The organism is Nonomuraea sp. NPDC047897, from assembly GCF_043204415.1.
In the GTDB taxonomy this organism is placed as follows: Bacteria; Actinomycetota; Actinomycetes; order Streptosporangiales; family Streptosporangiaceae; genus Nonomuraea.
On the sequence record NZ_JBIDCC010000015.1, the window covers coordinates 1 to 15,503 of the forward strand.

Genomic DNA, 15,503 nt, shown 5'->3' on the forward strand with positions numbered 1-15,503 from the left:
TCGACCGAACCAGCTACAAGGCCACCGTCAGTATCGACATCCTCGCTCCGGCAGACCCTTGACGCTCACCACAACCCCCAAACTTCACGGCCTTGGGACTAGCCCTCCAGCTCGTCGCGGACCGCAAGCGGCCCCCTTCCCGAGCGGGGGGCCGCTTGTTCCGCGTCGCGGGTCGGGGGACGTCGCGGGTCGGGGGACGTCGCGGGTCGGGGGACGTCGCGGGTCGGGGGACGTCGCGGGTCGGGGACGTCGCGGGTCAGGTGACGTTGCGCTGGTAGATGAGCCGCAGGCCGATCAGCGTCAGCCACGGCTCGTGGACGTCGATGGAGCGGGACTCGCCCATCACCAGGCCCGCGTGCCCGCCGGTGGCGACCACGGTCACCTCGTCGGGGTCGTCGGCCAGCTCGGCCGTCATCCGCTCGACGATGCCGTCGACCTGGCCGGCGAAGCCGTAGATGATGCCGGCCTGGAGCGCCTCGACGGTGTTCTTGGCGATGACCGAGCGGGGCCTGATCAGCTCGACCTTGTGCAGCTGGGCGCCGGCCGCGGCCAGGGCGTCCACGGAGATCTCGATGCCGGGGGCGGTGACGGCGCCCACGTACTCGCCCTTGGCCGACACCGCGTCGAAGGAGGTGGCGGTGCCGAAGTCGACGATGACGCACGGCCCGCCGTACTGGTCGATGGCGGCCAGCGCGTTGACGATGCGGTCGCTGCCGACCTCCTTGGGGTTGTCCATGCGGACCGGCACGCCGGTGCGCACGCCGGGCTCGACGATGACGGCGGTCACGTCGCCGTAGTAGCGGCGGCACATCTCGCGCATCTCGTTGAGCACGCTCGGCACGGTGGAACAGATCGCGATGCCGCTGATGTCGGCTCCCTTGAGCAGCGGGGACTGCGCGAGCAGGCCCTGGAGCACGACGGCGATCTCGTCGGCGGTGCGGCGCGGGTCGGTGGCGAGGCGCCAGTGCTCGATGACGTCCTCTCCCTCGAACAGGCCGAGCACCGTGTGCGTGTTGCCGACGTCGATCGTGAGCAGCATCCGATTACCCCCGTAGGTCCAGTGCGATGTCAAGGGCCGGCGCCGAGTGGGTGAGCGCTCCCACCGCAAGGTAGTCAACGCCAGTTTCGGCCACATCACGGGCCGATTCCAAGGTCAACCCCCCACTGGCTTCCAGCCGCGCCCGATTTTTCACGATTTGAACGGCATGAGACAGGTCCCCGAGAGTGAAATTGTCGAGCAGGATCTCCTCCGCTCCCTCGGCGAGCACCGGTTCGAGCTGGTCGATCCGGTCCACCTCCACCTCGATCGGCAGGTCCGGGTAGCGGTCGCGGACCGCGCGGAACGCCTCGGCGACGCCGCCCGCGGCCACCACGTGGTTGTCCTTGATCAGGGCCGCGTCCGACAGCGACATGCGGTGGTTGACGCCGCCTCCGCAGCGCACGGCGTACTTCTGCAGCGACCGCAGCCCCGGCAGGGTCTTGCGGCTGTCACGCACGCGCGCCTTCGTGCCGCCGACCTCCGCCACCCACCGAGCGGTGAGCGTGGCGACGCCCGACAGGTGCGTCAGCAGGTTGAGCGCGGTGCGCTCGGCCGTCAGCAGGCCGCGGACGGGGCCCTCGACGGTCATCAGCACCTCGCCCTTCCTGACGCGCTCCCCGTCCTTGGCCCGGCGCTCGGCACGGTCCGCGCCCAGCCGGACGAACACGGCCTCGGCGACGGCCAGCCCGGCCACGACGCCGTCCGCGCGGGCGACCACGTCGGCCACCGCGCGCTGCCCGGCCGGGATCGTCGCCACGCTCGTCACGTCGCCGGCCTCCTGGAGGTCCTCGGCGAACGCCCGGTCGAGGATCGCGTTCACCTCGTCCGGATCGAGCCCGGCCCCGGCGAGCTCCTGCGCCAGGCGCGCCGGCAGGGCGTCGCCGTGCGGTGTGTAGGTCATCTGCAGCCCCTCCTCGGTCAGGGTCACGTCCAGGTGACCCAGCCATTCGTCGTCGTCCCGCTCAGGATGGTCCTCGCGCCAGTGCGACCCCCGCGTCTCCAGCCGGGCGGCCGCGGCGGCGGTGAGCACGGTGGCGACGGTGAGCAGGTTCGTCGCCTCCCAGGACTCGGTGCAGGGCGCGACCCGGACGGGCGTCCAGCGGGCGTCGCGCAGCGCCCCGGCGGTGCCGCCCAGGGATTCGCGGGCCCGCAGGACACCGGCTCCCCGGCTCATGTGCGCCTGGATCCGGGTCCTGGCGCGCGGGTCGACCAGGCCGTCCGGCAGCGGGCTCGCGACGGGCCCGCCCGGCTCCGGCCGGCCTGCGGCGTGGATGTCCTCGGCGATGCGCTCGGCGAACACCAGCCCCTCCAGCAGCGAGTTGGACGCCAGCCGGTTGGCGCCGTGCACGCCGGTGCAGGCCACCTCGCCGCACGCGTACAGGCCGTCGATGGAGGTGCGCCCCACCAGGTCGGTACGGACGCCGCCGCTGGCGTAGTGGGCGGCCGGGGCGACGGGGATGGGCTCGCGGGCCGGGTCGATGCCATGCTCGCGGCAGACGGCGTAGATGGTGGGAAACCTGGTCCGCCACCGCTCCTCGCCGAAGTGGCGGCCGTCGAGCAGCATGTGGTCGCGCCCGCTCTCGCGCATCCTGCGCATGATGGCCTTGGCGACCACGTCACGCGGGGCCAGGTCGGCAAGCTCGTGCACGTCGCGCATGAACGCCTCGCCGTCGTGGTCGACGAGGATCGCTCCCTCACCCCGGACCGCCTCGGAGATGAGCGGCTGCTGCCCGGTCGAGCCCTCACCCAGCCAGAGCACCGTGGGGTGGAACTGGACGAACTCCAGGTCGCGGACCACCGCTCCGGCACGCAGCGCCAGCGCCACCCCGTCGCCGGTGGAGACGACAGGGTTGGTCGTGGCGGCGTAGACCTGGCCCATGCCGCCCGTGGCCAGCACCACGGCCCCGGCGTGCACCGCGCCGACGCCGTCGCGCGCCCCCTCGCCCATGACGTGCAGCGTCACGCCGGCGGCCCGGCCCCGGCCGTCCTTGAGCAGGTCGAGGACGAGCGCGTGCTCGACGACCTCGATCGCGCCGGCCCGCACCGCCTCGGCCAGGGCGCGCTGCACCTCGGCGCCCGTGGCGTCGCCGCCCGCGTGCACGATGCGGTCGCGCCGGTGCCCGCCCTCGCGGGTGAGCTGCAGCCGGCCGGCCTCGGTCCGGTCGAAGCGCGCGCCGCGCGCCATCAGCCGCCGCAGCGCCCCGGGCCCCTCGGTGACGAGGGTCCGCACGGCCCGCACGTCGCACAGGCCGACGCCGGCGAGCAGCGTGTCGTTCAGGTGCTCCTCGGGGGTGTCGTCGGGGTCGAGGACGGCCGCGATGCCGCCCTGCGCCCACCGGGTGGAACCGGAGGAGAGCACGTCCTTGGTGACGACCAGGACCTTGGCGGCGGGGTCGAGCTCGGCGTACCGCAGGGCCACGGTGAGCCCGGCGATGCCGGACCCCACGACGACCACGTCGGCCTCGACGACCCAGCCCGGATCGGGAGCGGTCAACCGCAGCGGGATCGCGGGTGCACTCATGGAGGTCTCCTCGTCGGAGCGATTTCGTCACAATGACGATAACGCCCGGCGCCGGGTGCCCCGACCCCGGGGAGGGGCTACAGCGTCACCGTGACGTTGTCGATGAGCCGGGTGGCGCCGACCCTGGCGGCCACCGCGAGCACCGCCTCGCCGGCGTAGGAGTCGGTCACCTCGGTGAACGTGGCCGGATCGACCAGCACCAGGTAGTCGACGTCGAGGGCGGGGGGCGCCTCGTCCAGCACCGTCCGCGCGGCCGCCCGGACCGCGGCGGGAGTGTCCTGCCCGGCCCCCGCCAGCAGGGCGCGGGACAGGGACAGGGCCACCCGGCGGTCGGCCGCGGACAGGTAGCGGTTGCGGCTCGACAGGGCGAGCCCGTCGGGCTCGCGGACCGTGGGCACGCCGAGGATCTCGATCGGCAGGTCGAGGTCCGTGACCAGGCGGCGGATCAGGGCGAGCTGCTGGGCGTCCTTCTGGCCGAAGACGGCGATGTCGGGACCGACCAGGTGGAAGAGCTTGAGCACGACCGTCAGCACGCCGTCGAAGTGGCCGGGCCGGCTCGCGCCCTCCACCAGCGTGCCCATGACGCCCGAGCTGACCGTGACCTGGCGGTCGGGGTGGTACATGGTCTCCACCGAGGGGGCGAACACCACGCTCACGCCCTCCTCCCGGCACGCCTCCAGGTCGGCGTCGAACGTACGGGGATAGCGCGAGTAGTCCTCGTTCGGCCCGAACTGCAGCGGGTTGACGAAGACGCTCACCACGACCTGGTCGGCGCGGGCCCGAGCCGCCCGGATCAGCGTCCGGTGGCCCTCGTGCAGCGCGCCCATCGTGGGCACCAGCGCCACGCGCCCCTCTCCCCGGGCCTTGACCAGGTCGGCCCGGTCCTCGGCGACGATCAGGTCCATATGTTGCCTCCCAGCGCGTCCAGCAGGCGCTCGGCCTCCTCGGGCTTGAGCAGCCCGGCGGCGAGCGCGCGGTCGGCCGTGAGCCTAGCGAGCGCGATGTAGGCGTCGGCCGCCTCGGGTGCCGCGAGGATGAGCGCGTCCACGTGCTTGCGCACGGTGCCCGCGTCGCCGCGCACCACGGGTCCGGTGAGCCCGGAGATCCCCAGCCGCAGCACGTTGTCCAGCGCCGCGCCGAGCAGCGGTCCGAGCATCCGGCCGGGGTGGTCGACGCCGATGCGCCGCAGCAGCTCCGACGACTCGGCGATGAGCGTGACCATGTGGTTGGCCGCGCCGGCCAGCGCCGCGTGGTAGAGGGCGCGGTCGGAGTCGGCGATCCACACCGGCTCGCCGCCCATCTCGATGACCAGGGCCTCGGCGATGGGCCGCAGCAGCTCGGGCGCCGTCACCCCGAACGAGCAGCCGGTGATCCGGTTGAGGTCGTCGTCGCGGCCGGTGAACGTCATGACCGGATGCAGCGCGAACGGCAGCGCCCCCATCCGGGAGGCCGGCTCCAGCACCGACAGGCCGTAGGCGCCGCTGGTGTGCACGAGGAGCTTGCCCCGCAGCTCCACCCCGGTGCCGGCCAGCCCGCTGACCAGGTCGGGCAGCGCGTCGTCGGGCACGGTGAGCAGGATCAGCTCCGCCGCGGCGACCACGTCCTCGGGCCGCACGGGGACGACCCCCAGCCGCTCGGCGGCCCAGCGGATCGAGGCGTCGGACACCCCGCTCGCGGCGACGACCCGGTGCCCGGCCTGGGCGAGCGCCGCCCCGAGCGCGGAGCCCACGCGGCCCGCTCCCAGCACCCCGACGGCCAGCCGTGCCGGCCGATCATTTGCGTCCATGACGTCCCACCCCTGTCGACCTGATGGCACTGCCGCCCAGCGTAACGGCCGAGTGCGACTGCGCACGTGACGGGGGTTTTGCCGCGCCGACTGGACCGGCCCGAGGCAAAGGCCCCGGCACGAATATCACCCGCTGTAGTCACGCGAGGGCGCTCCGCGTCGCGGCCGATCATGAGATAGTCCAGGCATGTGGCTCACCTGGCGTGCCGCGATGGAGCGCGCGCTCTACGGCGAGGACGGCTTCTACCTGCGCGAGCGCCCCTCCGGTCACTTCCGCACCTCGGTCAGCGCGTCGCCCGCGTTCGCCGGTGCGGTTCTCGAGCTGTTGATGGAGGTGGACGCCGAGCTCGGTGGGCCGCCCACGCTCGACCTGGTCGACATCGGCGCCGGCGAGGGCCTGCTGGCCGTCCACGTGCTGGAGGCCGCCGACCCGAAGCTGCGCGAGCGGCTGCGCGTCACGGCCGTCGAGCTGTCCCCGCGACCCGCCGGCCTCCCCGGCCAGGTCACCTGGAGCGCCGCCGTCCCGCCCGCGATCCACGGGCTGGCCGTCGCGAACGAGTGGCTGGACAACATCCCGCTCGACGTGGCCGAGCAGACCCCCGACGGGCCGCGCCTGGTGATGGTGGACACCCGCACGGGAGAGGAGCGGCTCGGCGACCCGCCGGGGCCGGCCGACCGCGCGTGGCTCGACCGGTGGTGGCCGCTGACCGTCCTGGGCGCGCGCGCCGAACTGGGCGGGCCGAGGGACGCCGCCTGGGCGTCCGTCGTGACCCGGCTCGTACGGGGCCGCGCGATCGCCATCGATTATGCACACCCTGTGGATAACCGACCGGCACACGGCACCCTCACCGGCTACCGTGACGGCTCGGTCGTGACGCCCATACCGGACGGCACCTGCGACATCACCGCACATGTGGCGCTCGACGCCTGCGCGGAGGCCGGTGCGCGGGCCGGCGCGATATCCACAACCTTGTCCACACAACGTGAGGCGCTGCGCGCGCTGGGTCTCACCGGCGGCCGCCCGCCGCTGGAGCTGGCCCGGCAGGATCCGCGCGGCTATCTGCGGGCGCTGGCACGCGCCTCGCAGGAGGGTGAGCTGATCGACCCGAACGGGCTGGGCGGCTTCGGCTGGCTCGCCCAGACCCGCCGGTCCCGCTAGGGCGTGTCCCGTGATCTTTGGTGGCGGTTTGGTGTAGATCGTCTGTGTGGATGAGGAGCGTCTGAAGCGGCATGACCTCACGGATGAGGAGTGGCAGCGGCTGGAGCCGCTGCTGCCTGCCCAGAATGTTCATGGGGCGCGGTGGAGCGATCACCGGACGGTGATCAACGGGGTGTTCTTCCGGGCTCGGACGAGCTGCACCTGGCGTGATCTGCCGCCGTGTTACGGCAGGTGGAAGACGGTCTATAACCGGCATCGCCGCTGGTCGCTGGATGGGACGTGGGAACAGATCCTGGACGGGTTGCGCGCGGCCTGTGACGAGGCCGAAGGCGAGGACTGGACGGTCAGCGCCGACTCCACGATCGTTCGTGCGCACCAGCACGCGGCTGGAGCGCGGCGCGCTCCGGCGGTGGACATCCCTCAAAGGGGGCCGGTAAGGATCACGAGCGGGTGACGAAAGGCCGTGAAGCGCTTGGTCGGTCGCGCGGCGGGTTGACCACGAAGATTCACTTGGTGACCGACCGGCGATGCCGTCCGATCGCCCGGCTCACCTCGCCTGGCCAGCACGCCGACTGCCTCAAGTTCATCGCGCTGATGGAGTCGATCCGCATCCGCCGCCGCGGCGTGGGCAGGCCTCGCACCAAGCCGGCCCGCGTGCTGGCCGACATGGCCTATTCCTCCCGCGCCAACCGCCGCTACCTGCGGCGACGCGGCATCAAGGCCGTCATCCCGATCAAGAAAGACCAGGCCGCCCACCGCGTCAATCGCGGCTCCAAGGGCGGTCGGCCGCCGGTCTTCGACCGGCAGGCCTACAAGGAACGCAACAGCGTCGAACGCTGCGTCAGCAAGCTCCGCCAGTTCCGCGCGGTCGCCACCCGTTACGACAAGAGAGAAGCCATCTACCAGGGCACCATCGACGTCGCCTCGATCCGCATCTGGCTCCGACACACCGTCACATGATCACGGGATTCGCCCTAGCGGCGGCGGGCCAGCAAGTGGGCGTCGAGGAAGCCCCGCTCGGAGGCAGGGTCGTGGAGCAGCCGGGCGAACGTGACGAGCCCGGCACCGGCCAGCACTTCGGCGAACTGGTCCACCGGCCAGCTAAAGGCGGGCGTCACTTTGTGGTCGAAGCGGACTGGCTCGGGTCCATCGGTGGCGAAGAACGAAACCAAGAGCAGGCCCCCTGGCGCCAGGACACGTACCTGCTCGGCGAGCAGGGCCGGCAATTCCTCAGACGGGGTGTGGATCATCGAATAGTGGGCCAGCACACCGCCGAGCGTGCCGTCCTCGACCGGTAGAGCCTCCATCCGCGCCTCGTCGAACCGCAGCGCCGGATGGGCCCGCCGAGCGTGGTCGACCATGCCCGGGGAGAGGTCGAGCCCGAAAGCATCCAGCCCGAGATCATGCAGCATTGCAGTCAGATGTCCCGGCCCGCACCCGACGTCGACTACCCGCAGGTTCCCCGTCCCGCGCACCAGTTCGGCGAAGGTCTCGATCATGTTCCGCGAGAACGGCTGCGTCTCCAGCCGATTAGCGAACATCGACGCATACAACTCGACGACCCCGTCGTAGGCCGCCCTGGTCTCGTCCTGGTGCTTCATCACGAGAAGGGAAGCTAACACCCGCGCACATCCGCAGCTTCTCCGGATCCCATCCCGACCCCGCCCCCTGGAGACTCGCCGTCCCCTCGCATGATCACGGGACACGGCCTAGGCGACCGCGAGGTCCAGCGAGCGGAGGCCGCGGATGACGTAGCCGGGCTTCCACTCCGGCTCGCGCAGCAGCTCCAGCCGCGCTGCCCGGTCCAGCAGCGCCCCGAACGACTCGATCAGCTCGATGCGGGCCAGCGGCGCGCCGAGGCAGAAGTGGATGCCCGCGCCGAACGAGATGTGCGGGTTGTCGGCACGTCCCACGTCGAGCCGGTCGGGGTCGGCGAACACCTCGGGGTCCCGGTTGGCCGAGCCGAACAGCAGCGCCACCTCGGTCCCGCGCGGGATCCGGGTGCCGTGCACCTCGATGTCCTCCAGCACCCACCGCTCGAACATCTGCAGCGGGGTGTCCCACCGCATCAGCTCCTCGATCGCCGTGGGCAGCAGGCTCCGGTCCGCGCGCAGCCGGGCCAGCTCGGCGGGGTTGCGGAACAGCGACCACCAGCCGTTGCCGGTCACGTTCACGGTGGCCTCGTGGCCGGCGTTGAGCAGCAGCACGCAGGTGCCGACCAGCTCGTCCTCGGTCAGCTCGTCGATCCGGGCGAGGGCCGAGATCAGGTCGTCGCCGGGCCGGGCGGCGCGCTCGCGGGCCAGCTCCTTGAGGTAGCCGGCGAACTCGCCGGCCGCCCGGACCGCCGTGTGCTGCGCCTCGGCCGACGGGTTGAGCTCGTACATGCCGCAGATGTCCGCCGACCAGGGGCGCAGCAGCGGGCGGTCGGCCTCGGGCACGCCGAGCATGTCGGCGATCACCGTCACCGGCAGCGGCTCGGCCACCTCGGCGATCAGGTCGCCGCCGCCCTTCTCCACGAACGTGTCGACCAGGCCGGCGGCGACGGCCCGGACCCGGGGCCGCAGCGACTCGACCATGCGCGGGGTGAACGCCCGGGAGACCAGACGGCGCAGCCGGGTGTGGACCGGCGGCTCGACGTCGAGCATGCCGGCCCTGATCACCCGCCAGAACGGCTCCTGGAAGTCGGGCTCCGGCTCCCTGCCGAACTCCTCGTGGGTGGCCACGTGGAGGTAGGCCCGGCCCAGCCGGCGGTCCCTGAGCAGGGCGTTGACGTCGGCGTGCCGGGAGATCAACCACTGCCCGGTCGGCTCGAAGAAGCTGACCGGCGCCTCGCGCCTCAGCTCGGCGTAGGCGTCGTACGGATGGGCGACGAAATCCGGATTCCAGGGGTCGAAGCGCACACCTGCATCTTACGGAGTGGCCTGCCGCTGCTTGCCGTGCCGGCTGCGCATCCGGATGTTGAGCATCTCGACGATGACGGAGAACGCCATCGCGAAGTAGATGTAGCCCTTGGGGATGTGCTGGTCGAGCCCCTCGGCGATGAGGACCACGCCGATGAGCACGAGGAACGCCAGGGCGAGCATCTTGATGCTCGGGTGCCGGTCGACGAACCTGCTGATCGGCCCGGACGCGACGAGCATCACGATGACCGCCACGATCACCGCCGCGACCATCACGCCCAGCTCGTCCACCATGCCGACCGCGGTGATCACCGAGTCGAGGGAGAAGACGACGTCCAGGATCATGATCTGGACGATGACCGAGGCGAAGGAGGTGGCGGCCTTCGTCTTGCCGCCTTCGTCCTTCAGCTCCATGCTGTGCCCGATCTCGGTCACGCTCTTGGCGAGCAGGAAGAGCCCGCCCAGCAGGAGGATGAGGTCGCGGCCGGATATCTCCTGGCCGAACACCTCGAACAACGGCTCCGTCAGCCGCACCACCCACGACAGGGCCAGCAGCAGGAGCAGCCGGGAGATCAACGCGGCGCCGAGGCCGAGGACCCGCGCCCGGTCGCGCTGCTCGGGCGGCAGCTTCCCGGCCAGGATGGAGATGAAGATGATGTTGTCGATGCCCAGGACGATCTCCAGGGCGACAAGGGTGAAAAACCCTATCCAGATCTGTGGGTCGCTCACCCAGTCCAACATGTCCTACCTCCATTGCTCTTGCGGGGGGTGTACCCGAGGGCAACGTTTGATGCGCCCCAAAAGTTCGCCGCTTGCGAAAGACGGGCGGGTGTCGGTTATAGTGCAGCTCGTAGGTCATGAGTGCCAGCGCCAAGCCCCGGCTCGCTGGCCGGCAACCCTCGCGTCCGCGGCGGGGTGCCCCGGGTGAGGACCTGGTCCGTCGCGAGGTGTGACGGGCAAGCGCGGGCTCCATGGCTGCTTCCGGGGGCCCGATGGCCCCGTAGGAGGTTTCGCCGTGTCCACTCTGACGATCTTCAACTCCGTGCCCGCCCAGGCCGCCCCGTCCGGCGACGCCCGCCCGGCCGCGCCCCGGCCGATCCCCGCCGTGCTGGGCGCCGACCTGGAGGTGCCGGTCAAGGGCGGTCGGCTGGTGGGATACGCCAACCTGGACTACGCGGCGAGCGCCCCCTGTCTGGAGCCGGTCAGCGCCGCCGTCGCCGCCGCGCTCCCGGCCTACTCCAGCGTGCACCGCGGCGCGGGCTACGCCTCCCAGCTCACCACCGCCCGCTACGAGCAGGCCCGCCACACCGTGCGGGCGTTCGCGGGCGCCCGTCCCGACGACGCCGTGGTCTTCACGCGCAACACCACCGACGCCACCAACCTGCTCGCCCGCTGCCTGCCCGAGGGCACCACCGCGGTGGTGTTCGACAGCGAGCACCACGCCTCCCTGCTGCCCTGGGAGCGGTCCGTACGGCTGGCGCCGCCCGCGTTCCCCGGCGAGGCGGTGCGCGCGGCCGACGAGGCGCTGGCCGCCGTCGACGGGCCCAAGCTGCTCGTCGTCACGGCCGCCTCGAACGTCACCGGCGAGCTGTGGCCGATCGCGGCGCTGGCGCACATCGCGCACCGCCACGGCGCCCGCATCCTGGTGGACGCCGCCCAGCTCGTGCCGCACCGGCCGGTCAACCTGACCGCCCTCGACCTGGACTACGTCGCCTTCTCCGGGCACAAGCTCTACGCCCCGTTCGGCGCCGGGGTGCTGATCGGACGGCGCGACTGGCTCGCGGCCGGCGAGCCGTACCTCAAGGGCGGCGGCGCGGTCCGCGCGGTGGGGACCGCCGGCGAGGGGCCGGAGGGGGTGGACTGGCACGACGACCCGGAGCCGCGGCACGAGGCGGGCACGCCGAACGTGCTGGGGGCCATCGCCGTGGCCGCCGCGTGCGACGCGCTGACCGCCACCGGCTGGACCGCGCTGGTGCGCGAGGAGGAGCGGCTCGTGGCCCGGCTGCGCGCCGGGCTGGCCGCCGTCGAGGGGGTGCGCGAGCTGTCGCTGTGGGGGCCGGACCACCCGCGCGTGGGCATCGTCGCCTTCACCGTGGACGGCGTCCCGGCGCGTGAGGTCGCCGAGGTGCTGTCCGCCGAGCACGGGATCGGGGTGCGCGACGGGAAGTTCTGCGCGCACCCGTTCCTGCGGCACCTGCTGGGCGAGTCCGGCGGCGGCTGCGAGGACGGCACGGCCTCGGCGGTGCGGGCGTCGATCGGCATCGGCAGCACCGACGAGCACGTGGACCGGCTGGTCGCGGCGGTGCGCGACCTCGCCGCCCGGGCGTAGCGGTCAGCGGTTGGGCGGCCTGCGTTTGGCGGGGTCGTCGGTGAACATCGAGTCGATGTCGCTCATGTCCTCGCGGGTCAGGTCGCCCCTCGTGGCGGCGTCCTGTCTCGGCACGCTGCCGGTCCCGTCCGCCGGGATGCCTTCCCTGTCCAGGCGGCGGCGCTCCCTCCGGCGCGACCAGGCGCCGTGGATGAGCCCGTCGATCCCGAACCGGCCACCGCCCGTCCCCACGAGCAGCAGGCACAACGCCGACAGCGCGGCGACGAACTCCCAGCCGCCCTCGCTGACGAACATGCCGTTCGGGCCGTGGACGAAGGCGATGGCGCCGAGGCCCACGACGAACCAGGCGAGTGCCGCGAGCCGGACCAGGAAGCCGATGATCAGCAGGATCCCGCCGATCACCTCGGCGGCGATCGTGAACGCGGCGGCGAGCTCGGGCAGCGGCACTCCGGTCCGGGTGAACTGCTGCGCCGTGGCCTCCAGGCCGCTCTGCCACTTCTGCCAGCCGTGCGCCACGAGGATCACGCCGAGCGTCACGCGCGCGATGAGCGCGGCGACGTCGAACACAAACCTCTTCATGGTGGTTTCTCCCCCCGTTTCCTGCTATATGTCCCCCTGCCGGAATCCGGGAAGCACGTCCATACCGTTCCTTGACCTTCCCCCCGCGCTGGATCGGCCTGCCGGCCGGTGGCAGCATGGGCCTATGACGGAACGCGTGGTCGGCATCGGGGCCGGCGCCAAGGAGCTGGCGACCGAGGACATGATCCTCAACATCGGCCCGCAGCATCCGTCCACCCACGGCGTGCTCCGGCTGCGGCTGACCCTCGACGGCGAGCGCATCACCTCCGCTGAACCGATCATCGGCTACATGCACCGGGGCGCCGAGAAACTGTTCGAGGTGCGCGACTACCGGCAGATCATCATGCTGGCCAACCGCCACGACTGGCTGTCCGGCTTCGCCAACGAGCTGGGCGTGGTGATCGCCGCCGAACGCATGCTCGGCATGGAGGCGCCGGTCCGCGCCGTCTGGGCGCGCACGCTGCTGGCCGAGCTCAACCGGGTGCTCAGCCACCTGATGTTCCTCGGCTCCTACCCGCTGGAGCTGGGCGCGATCACCCCGGTCTTCTACGCCTTCAACGAGCGCGAACGCATCCAGGCCGTCATGGAGGAGATCTCCGGCGGGCGCATGCACTACATGTTCAACCGGGTCGGCGGCCTGAAGGAGGAGCTCCCGTACGGATGGCTCGACCGGGTGTCGCAGGCGGTCGCCGAGACCCGCCGGCGCGTCCCCGACATCGAGGACCTCATCCTGCACAACGAGATCTTCCTCGCCCGCACCCGGGGCGTCGGCGTCCTGCGCCGCGAGCAGATCCTGCAGTACGGCGTCAGCGGACCCATCGCCCGCGCCTCCGGCGTCGACATCGACCTGCGCCGCGACGAACCGTACCTCGCCTACCCCGAGCTGCCCGTGAAGGTCGTCACCCGTGACGCCGGCGACTGCCACGCCCGCTTCGAGGTGCTGCTCGACCAGCTCAAGGTCTCCCTCGACCTGGCCGACGCATGCGTCGACCGGTTGCGCTCGCTGCCGCCGGGCCCGATCAACCAGCGCCTGCCCAAAGTGCTGAAGGTGCCCGAAGGCCACACCTACGCCTGGACCGAGAACCCCCTCGGCATCAACGGCTACTACCTCGTCTCCAAGGGCGACAAGACGCCGTGGCGGCTCAAGCTCCGCTCCGCCTCGTTCGGCAACATCCAGGTGCTGCGGGAGATGCTGCCCGGGCACCTCGTCGCCGACATGGTGGCCATCCTGGGCTCGATGTTCTTCGTCGTGGGCGACATCGACAAGTGACCACCCGACAGGAGCCCCCCGGCGCCGCCGTGGCACAGCGCGACCGCTACGTCGACTGGCTGCGCGCGCTCAGCCTCATCGTCGTCGTGGCCTGGCACTGGGCGTTCACCATCCTGGAGTGGGGGCCCGGCGGCCCGGAGCCGACCAGCCCGCTCGGCTTCACCTCGGGCCTGTGGATCCTCACCTGGCTGCTGCAGGTCCTGCCGCTCTTCTTCTACGTCGGCGGGCACGTGCACCTGCTCTCCTGGCACCGGGCCAAGGCACGCGGGGTCGGCATCGGGGCGTTCGTCTGGCGGCGCATCCGCGCGCTGGCCGTGCCCGCGCTGGCCCTGTCGGGCGTGTGGGCCGCCGTCGGCGCCGTCGTGACGTGGGCCTTCGAGGTCGACTGGATGTGGCGGGTGGTGCTGCTCGTGCTCAGCCCGCTGTGGTTCCTCGGCGTCTACATCGTCCTCGTCGCGCTGCTGCCGGTCGCGCTGTGGCTGCACCGCCGCTACGACGTGCTGGCCCTCGTCTGGCTCGGCGGCGCCGCGCTGGTGGTGGACGTCGTGCGGTTCCGGTACGGCGTCGGCTGGGCCGGCTGGCTCAACATGGTCGTCGTCTGGGGCCTCGCCCACCAGGCCGGGTTCTTCTACGAGCGGATCGTGGCCCTGCCCCGCCGCTACGACGTCGGAGTGCTGTGGACGGGGCTGTTCGCCCTGTTCGGGCTGGTGTACTCGGGCATCTACCCCGGCTCCATGGTGGGCGTGCCGGGCGACAAGTGGTCGAACATGGCCCCTCCGACGTTCGTCATCGTGGCCCTGCTGATCTTCCAGATCGGCATCGTCGAGGTGCTGCGTCCGTCGATGGAACGCCTGCTGGACAAGCCCGGCTGGCGACGGGTCAACGAGACGATCAACCGGTTCGCGCTGCCGCTCTACCTGTTCCACACCACCGGGATGGCGATCGCGCTCGGGATCTCGTGGTGGCTGTTCGGCTCGCTGGGGCAGAAGGTGCCGCCCGACCTGTGGTGGTGGCTCGAACGCCCGATCGCCGTCGTGGGCCCGCTCATCTGCACCCTCCCCGTCATCTACCTCTTCGGCCGCCGCCGCCCACGCGCCGAACAAACGCCGGACAAACGCTGAACGGGATCCCGTCCTGGGAAGCATGACGAACATCGGCTTCCGGCCGACGCCCGAGGACGAGAGAATCATCAGGGCCGCCATGGAGGACGGCGAGCAGCCCAGCGACGTGATCCGCCGCGCTCTCCGCCTACTGGAGCGGGAGATCTGGCGCAAGCAGGCGCATGCCGACGCCCGGCGCCTGGCGACGGAAGACCTGTCGGCCGAAGCGGACGCCTGATGATCCGGCGCGCGGTCTACTGCTCGTGCCTTCGCTCGGCGTCACCGAGGTCCGACCGGCACCATCGACACCTCGTTCGTCCGTGGGGAACCCGTCAACTACCTCGGGCGGGACGAGATGGCCGAGGTCGAGCACGCCGTGGCGCGCTATCTCGGGCTCTGATCCTCCGGATCCTTCGGGATGCGGCAGGAGTTCTCCAGCCACAGGGCCGCGCAGACGAGCGCCACGAACGCCACGAACGAGCCCGTCGCGACGAAGAACTCCGTGCGCGGCGTCTCCCGCGTGAACAACTGGACCGTGTGCAGGGCGAACCCCGCGAAGACGCCGCCGAACGCCGCCCCCGCGTAGGCCGATGCCTTGGCCAGGGCCGCCAGCCGCGCCACCGCCAGCGGCTCGACCGGCTTGGTGCCGGGCTTGCGGTCGAGGCGAGCCTTGGTCATCCACGCGCTGTAGGCCTCGCCGATCGCCAGCAGCAGCGCCGTCGGGATGGCCGTCCACGGCATGATGGGCAGCGCCGAATAGAACTGCCTGACCAGGATCCACGTGACGAGCGTCACGACGAGCACGATGCCGACGAGCACG

Annotated in this window: 15 protein-coding genes and 1 riboswitch; of the genes, 6 read left to right on the forward strand and 9 right to left on the reverse strand. The window is 71.7% G+C overall.

Going from position 1 to position 15,503, the window contains the following annotated elements; genetic code table 11:
• Nucleotides 1–256 precede the first annotated feature (256 nt).
• The 4 genes from ACGF0J_RS29785 to ACGF0J_RS29800 form a co-directional block, all read right to left on the reverse strand.
• Nucleotides 257–1,039 (reverse strand): type III pantothenate kinase, encoded by a 783-nt coding sequence (locus tag ACGF0J_RS29785; RefSeq protein ID WP_393151014.1) that lies wholly within the window; start codon nucleotides 1,037–1,039, stop codon nucleotides 257–259.
• 4 nt (nucleotides 1,040–1,043) lie between these two features.
• Nucleotides 1,044–3,560, reverse strand: coding sequence for an L-aspartate oxidase (locus ACGF0J_RS29790; RefSeq protein ID WP_393151016.1), 2,517 nt, complete (start codon nucleotides 3,558–3,560; stop codon nucleotides 1,044–1,046).
• 77 nt (nucleotides 3,561–3,637) lie between these two features.
• Nucleotides 3,638–4,465 carry a pantoate--beta-alanine ligase gene (gene panC / locus ACGF0J_RS29795; RefSeq protein WP_393151019.1) on the reverse strand — a complete coding sequence of 276 codons (828 nt, stop codon included), beginning with the start codon at nucleotides 4,463–4,465 and terminating at the stop codon, nucleotides 3,638–3,640.
• Entirely contained in the window at nucleotides 4,456–5,346 is an 891-nt protein-coding gene (locus ACGF0J_RS29800; RefSeq protein WP_393151021.1) for a Rossmann-like and DUF2520 domain-containing protein, read from the reverse strand. The genes panC and ACGF0J_RS29800 overlap by 10 nt, the downstream gene beginning before the upstream one ends.
• Before the next feature lie 187 nt (nucleotides 5,347–5,533).
• Between ACGF0J_RS29800 and ACGF0J_RS29805 the strand changes: the two genes are divergently transcribed.
• The gene (locus ACGF0J_RS29805) at nucleotides 5,534–6,505 is read left to right on the forward strand and encodes an SAM-dependent methyltransferase (protein ID WP_393151023.1); all 972 of its coding nucleotides are present in this window, start codon (nucleotides 5,534–5,536) and stop codon (nucleotides 6,503–6,505) included.
• A 61-nt stretch (nucleotides 6,506–6,566) separates the two neighbouring features.
• Nucleotides 6,567–7,465 (forward strand): IS5 family transposase gene (locus tag ACGF0J_RS29810; RefSeq protein WP_393151453.1). Its coding sequence is split into 2 segments (ribosomal slippage): nucleotides 6,567–6,902 and nucleotides 6,905–7,465, totalling 897 coding nucleotides; the frame shifts between segments, so codons are not numbered across the junction.
• 14 nt (nucleotides 7,466–7,479) lie between these two features.
• Here the strand turns inward: ACGF0J_RS29810 and ACGF0J_RS29815 are convergent.
• From ACGF0J_RS29815 to ACGF0J_RS29825, 3 genes are all read right to left on the reverse strand, one after another.
• The gene (locus ACGF0J_RS29815; RefSeq protein WP_106236081.1) at nucleotides 7,480–8,109 is read right to left on the reverse strand and encodes a class I SAM-dependent methyltransferase; all 630 of its coding nucleotides are present in this window, start codon (nucleotides 8,107–8,109) and stop codon (nucleotides 7,480–7,482) included.
• A 105-nt stretch (nucleotides 8,110–8,214) separates the two neighbouring features.
• Nucleotides 8,215–9,405, reverse strand: coding sequence for a cytochrome P450 (locus tag ACGF0J_RS29820; protein WP_393151025.1), 1,191 nt, complete (start codon nucleotides 9,403–9,405; stop codon nucleotides 8,215–8,217).
• Between the two features lie 9 nt (nucleotides 9,406–9,414).
• The gene (locus ACGF0J_RS29825) at nucleotides 9,415–10,146 is read right to left on the reverse strand and encodes a TerC family protein (protein WP_393151027.1); all 732 of its coding nucleotides are present in this window, start codon (nucleotides 10,144–10,146) and stop codon (nucleotides 9,415–9,417) included.
• A 112-nt stretch (nucleotides 10,147–10,258) separates the two neighbouring features.
• Nucleotides 10,259–10,374, forward strand: a riboswitch (SAM riboswitch).
• Between the two features lie 46 nt (nucleotides 10,375–10,420).
• Between ACGF0J_RS29825 and ACGF0J_RS29830 the strand changes: the two genes are divergently transcribed.
• Nucleotides 10,421–11,734 (forward strand): aminotransferase class V-fold PLP-dependent enzyme, encoded by a 1,314-nt coding sequence (locus tag ACGF0J_RS29830; protein WP_393151029.1) that lies wholly within the window; start codon nucleotides 10,421–10,423, stop codon nucleotides 11,732–11,734.
• A 3-nt stretch (nucleotides 11,735–11,737) separates the two neighbouring features.
• On the opposite strand, the gene ACGF0J_RS29835 is transcribed toward ACGF0J_RS29830, so the two are convergent.
• Nucleotides 11,738–12,313: a DoxX family protein gene (locus ACGF0J_RS29835; protein ID WP_393151031.1), complete on the reverse strand. Its 576-nt coding sequence runs from the start codon at nucleotides 12,311–12,313 to the stop codon at nucleotides 11,738–11,740.
• Between the two features lie 124 nt (nucleotides 12,314–12,437).
• Between ACGF0J_RS29835 and ACGF0J_RS29840 the strand changes: the two genes are divergently transcribed.
• The 3 genes from ACGF0J_RS29840 to ACGF0J_RS29850 are packed head-to-tail and all read left to right on the forward strand — an operon-like array spanning nucleotide 12,438 to nucleotide 14,921.
• Nucleotides 12,438–13,583 carry an NADH-quinone oxidoreductase subunit D gene (locus tag ACGF0J_RS29840; protein WP_393151033.1) on the forward strand — a complete coding sequence of 382 codons (1,146 nt, stop codon included), beginning with the start codon at nucleotides 12,438–12,440 and terminating at the stop codon, nucleotides 13,581–13,583.
• Entirely contained in the window at nucleotides 13,580–14,704 is a 1,125-nt protein-coding gene (locus tag ACGF0J_RS29845) for an acyltransferase (RefSeq protein ID WP_393151035.1), read from the forward strand. Before ACGF0J_RS29840 ends, ACGF0J_RS29845 begins: the two co-directional genes overlap by 4 nt.
• A gap of 22 nt (nucleotides 14,705–14,726) precedes the next feature.
• Nucleotides 14,727–14,921 (forward strand): hypothetical protein, encoded by a 195-nt coding sequence (locus ACGF0J_RS29850; protein ID WP_393151037.1) that lies wholly within the window; start codon nucleotides 14,727–14,729, stop codon nucleotides 14,919–14,921.
• 146 nt (nucleotides 14,922–15,067) lie between these two features.
• On the opposite strand, the gene ACGF0J_RS29855 is transcribed toward ACGF0J_RS29850, so the two are convergent.
• Nucleotides 15,068–15,502: a DUF3180 domain-containing protein gene (locus ACGF0J_RS29855; RefSeq protein WP_393151039.1), complete on the reverse strand. Its 435-nt coding sequence runs from the start codon at nucleotides 15,500–15,502 to the stop codon at nucleotides 15,068–15,070.
• Between the last annotated feature and the right edge of the window lies 1 nt (nucleotide 15,503).

Bases quoted from the DNA above. Each gene is read 5' to 3' on its own strand.
- ACGF0J_RS29835 (WP_393151031.1), bottom strand. From the start codon at position 12,313: ATGAAGAGGTTTGTGTTCGACGTCGCCGCGCTCATCGCGCGCGTGACG.
- panC (WP_393151019.1), bottom strand. From the start codon at position 4,465: ATGGACCTGATCGTCGCCGAGGACCGGGCCGACCTGGTCAAGGCCCGG.
- ACGF0J_RS29790 (WP_393151016.1), bottom strand. From the start codon at position 3,560: ATGAGTGCACCCGCGATCCCGCTGCGGTTGACCGCTCCCGATCCGGGC.
- ACGF0J_RS29825 (WP_393151027.1), bottom strand. From the start codon at position 10,146: ATGTTGGACTGGGTGAGCGACCCACAGATCTGGATAGGGTTTTTCACC.
- ACGF0J_RS29850 (WP_393151037.1), top strand. From the start codon at position 14,727: ATGACGAACATCGGCTTCCGGCCGACGCCCGAGGACGAGAGAATCATC.
- ACGF0J_RS29805 (WP_393151023.1), top strand. From the start codon at position 5,534: ATGTGGCTCACCTGGCGTGCCGCGATGGAGCGCGCGCTCTACGGCGAG.
- ACGF0J_RS29800 (WP_393151021.1), bottom strand. From the start codon at position 5,346: ATGGACGCAAATGATCGGCCGGCACGGCTGGCCGTCGGGGTGCTGGGA.
- ACGF0J_RS29785 (WP_393151014.1), bottom strand. From the start codon at position 1,039: ATGCTGCTCACGATCGACGTCGGCAACACGCACACGGTGCTCGGCCTG.
- ACGF0J_RS29840 (WP_393151033.1), top strand. From the start codon at position 12,438: ATGACGGAACGCGTGGTCGGCATCGGGGCCGGCGCCAAGGAGCTGGCG.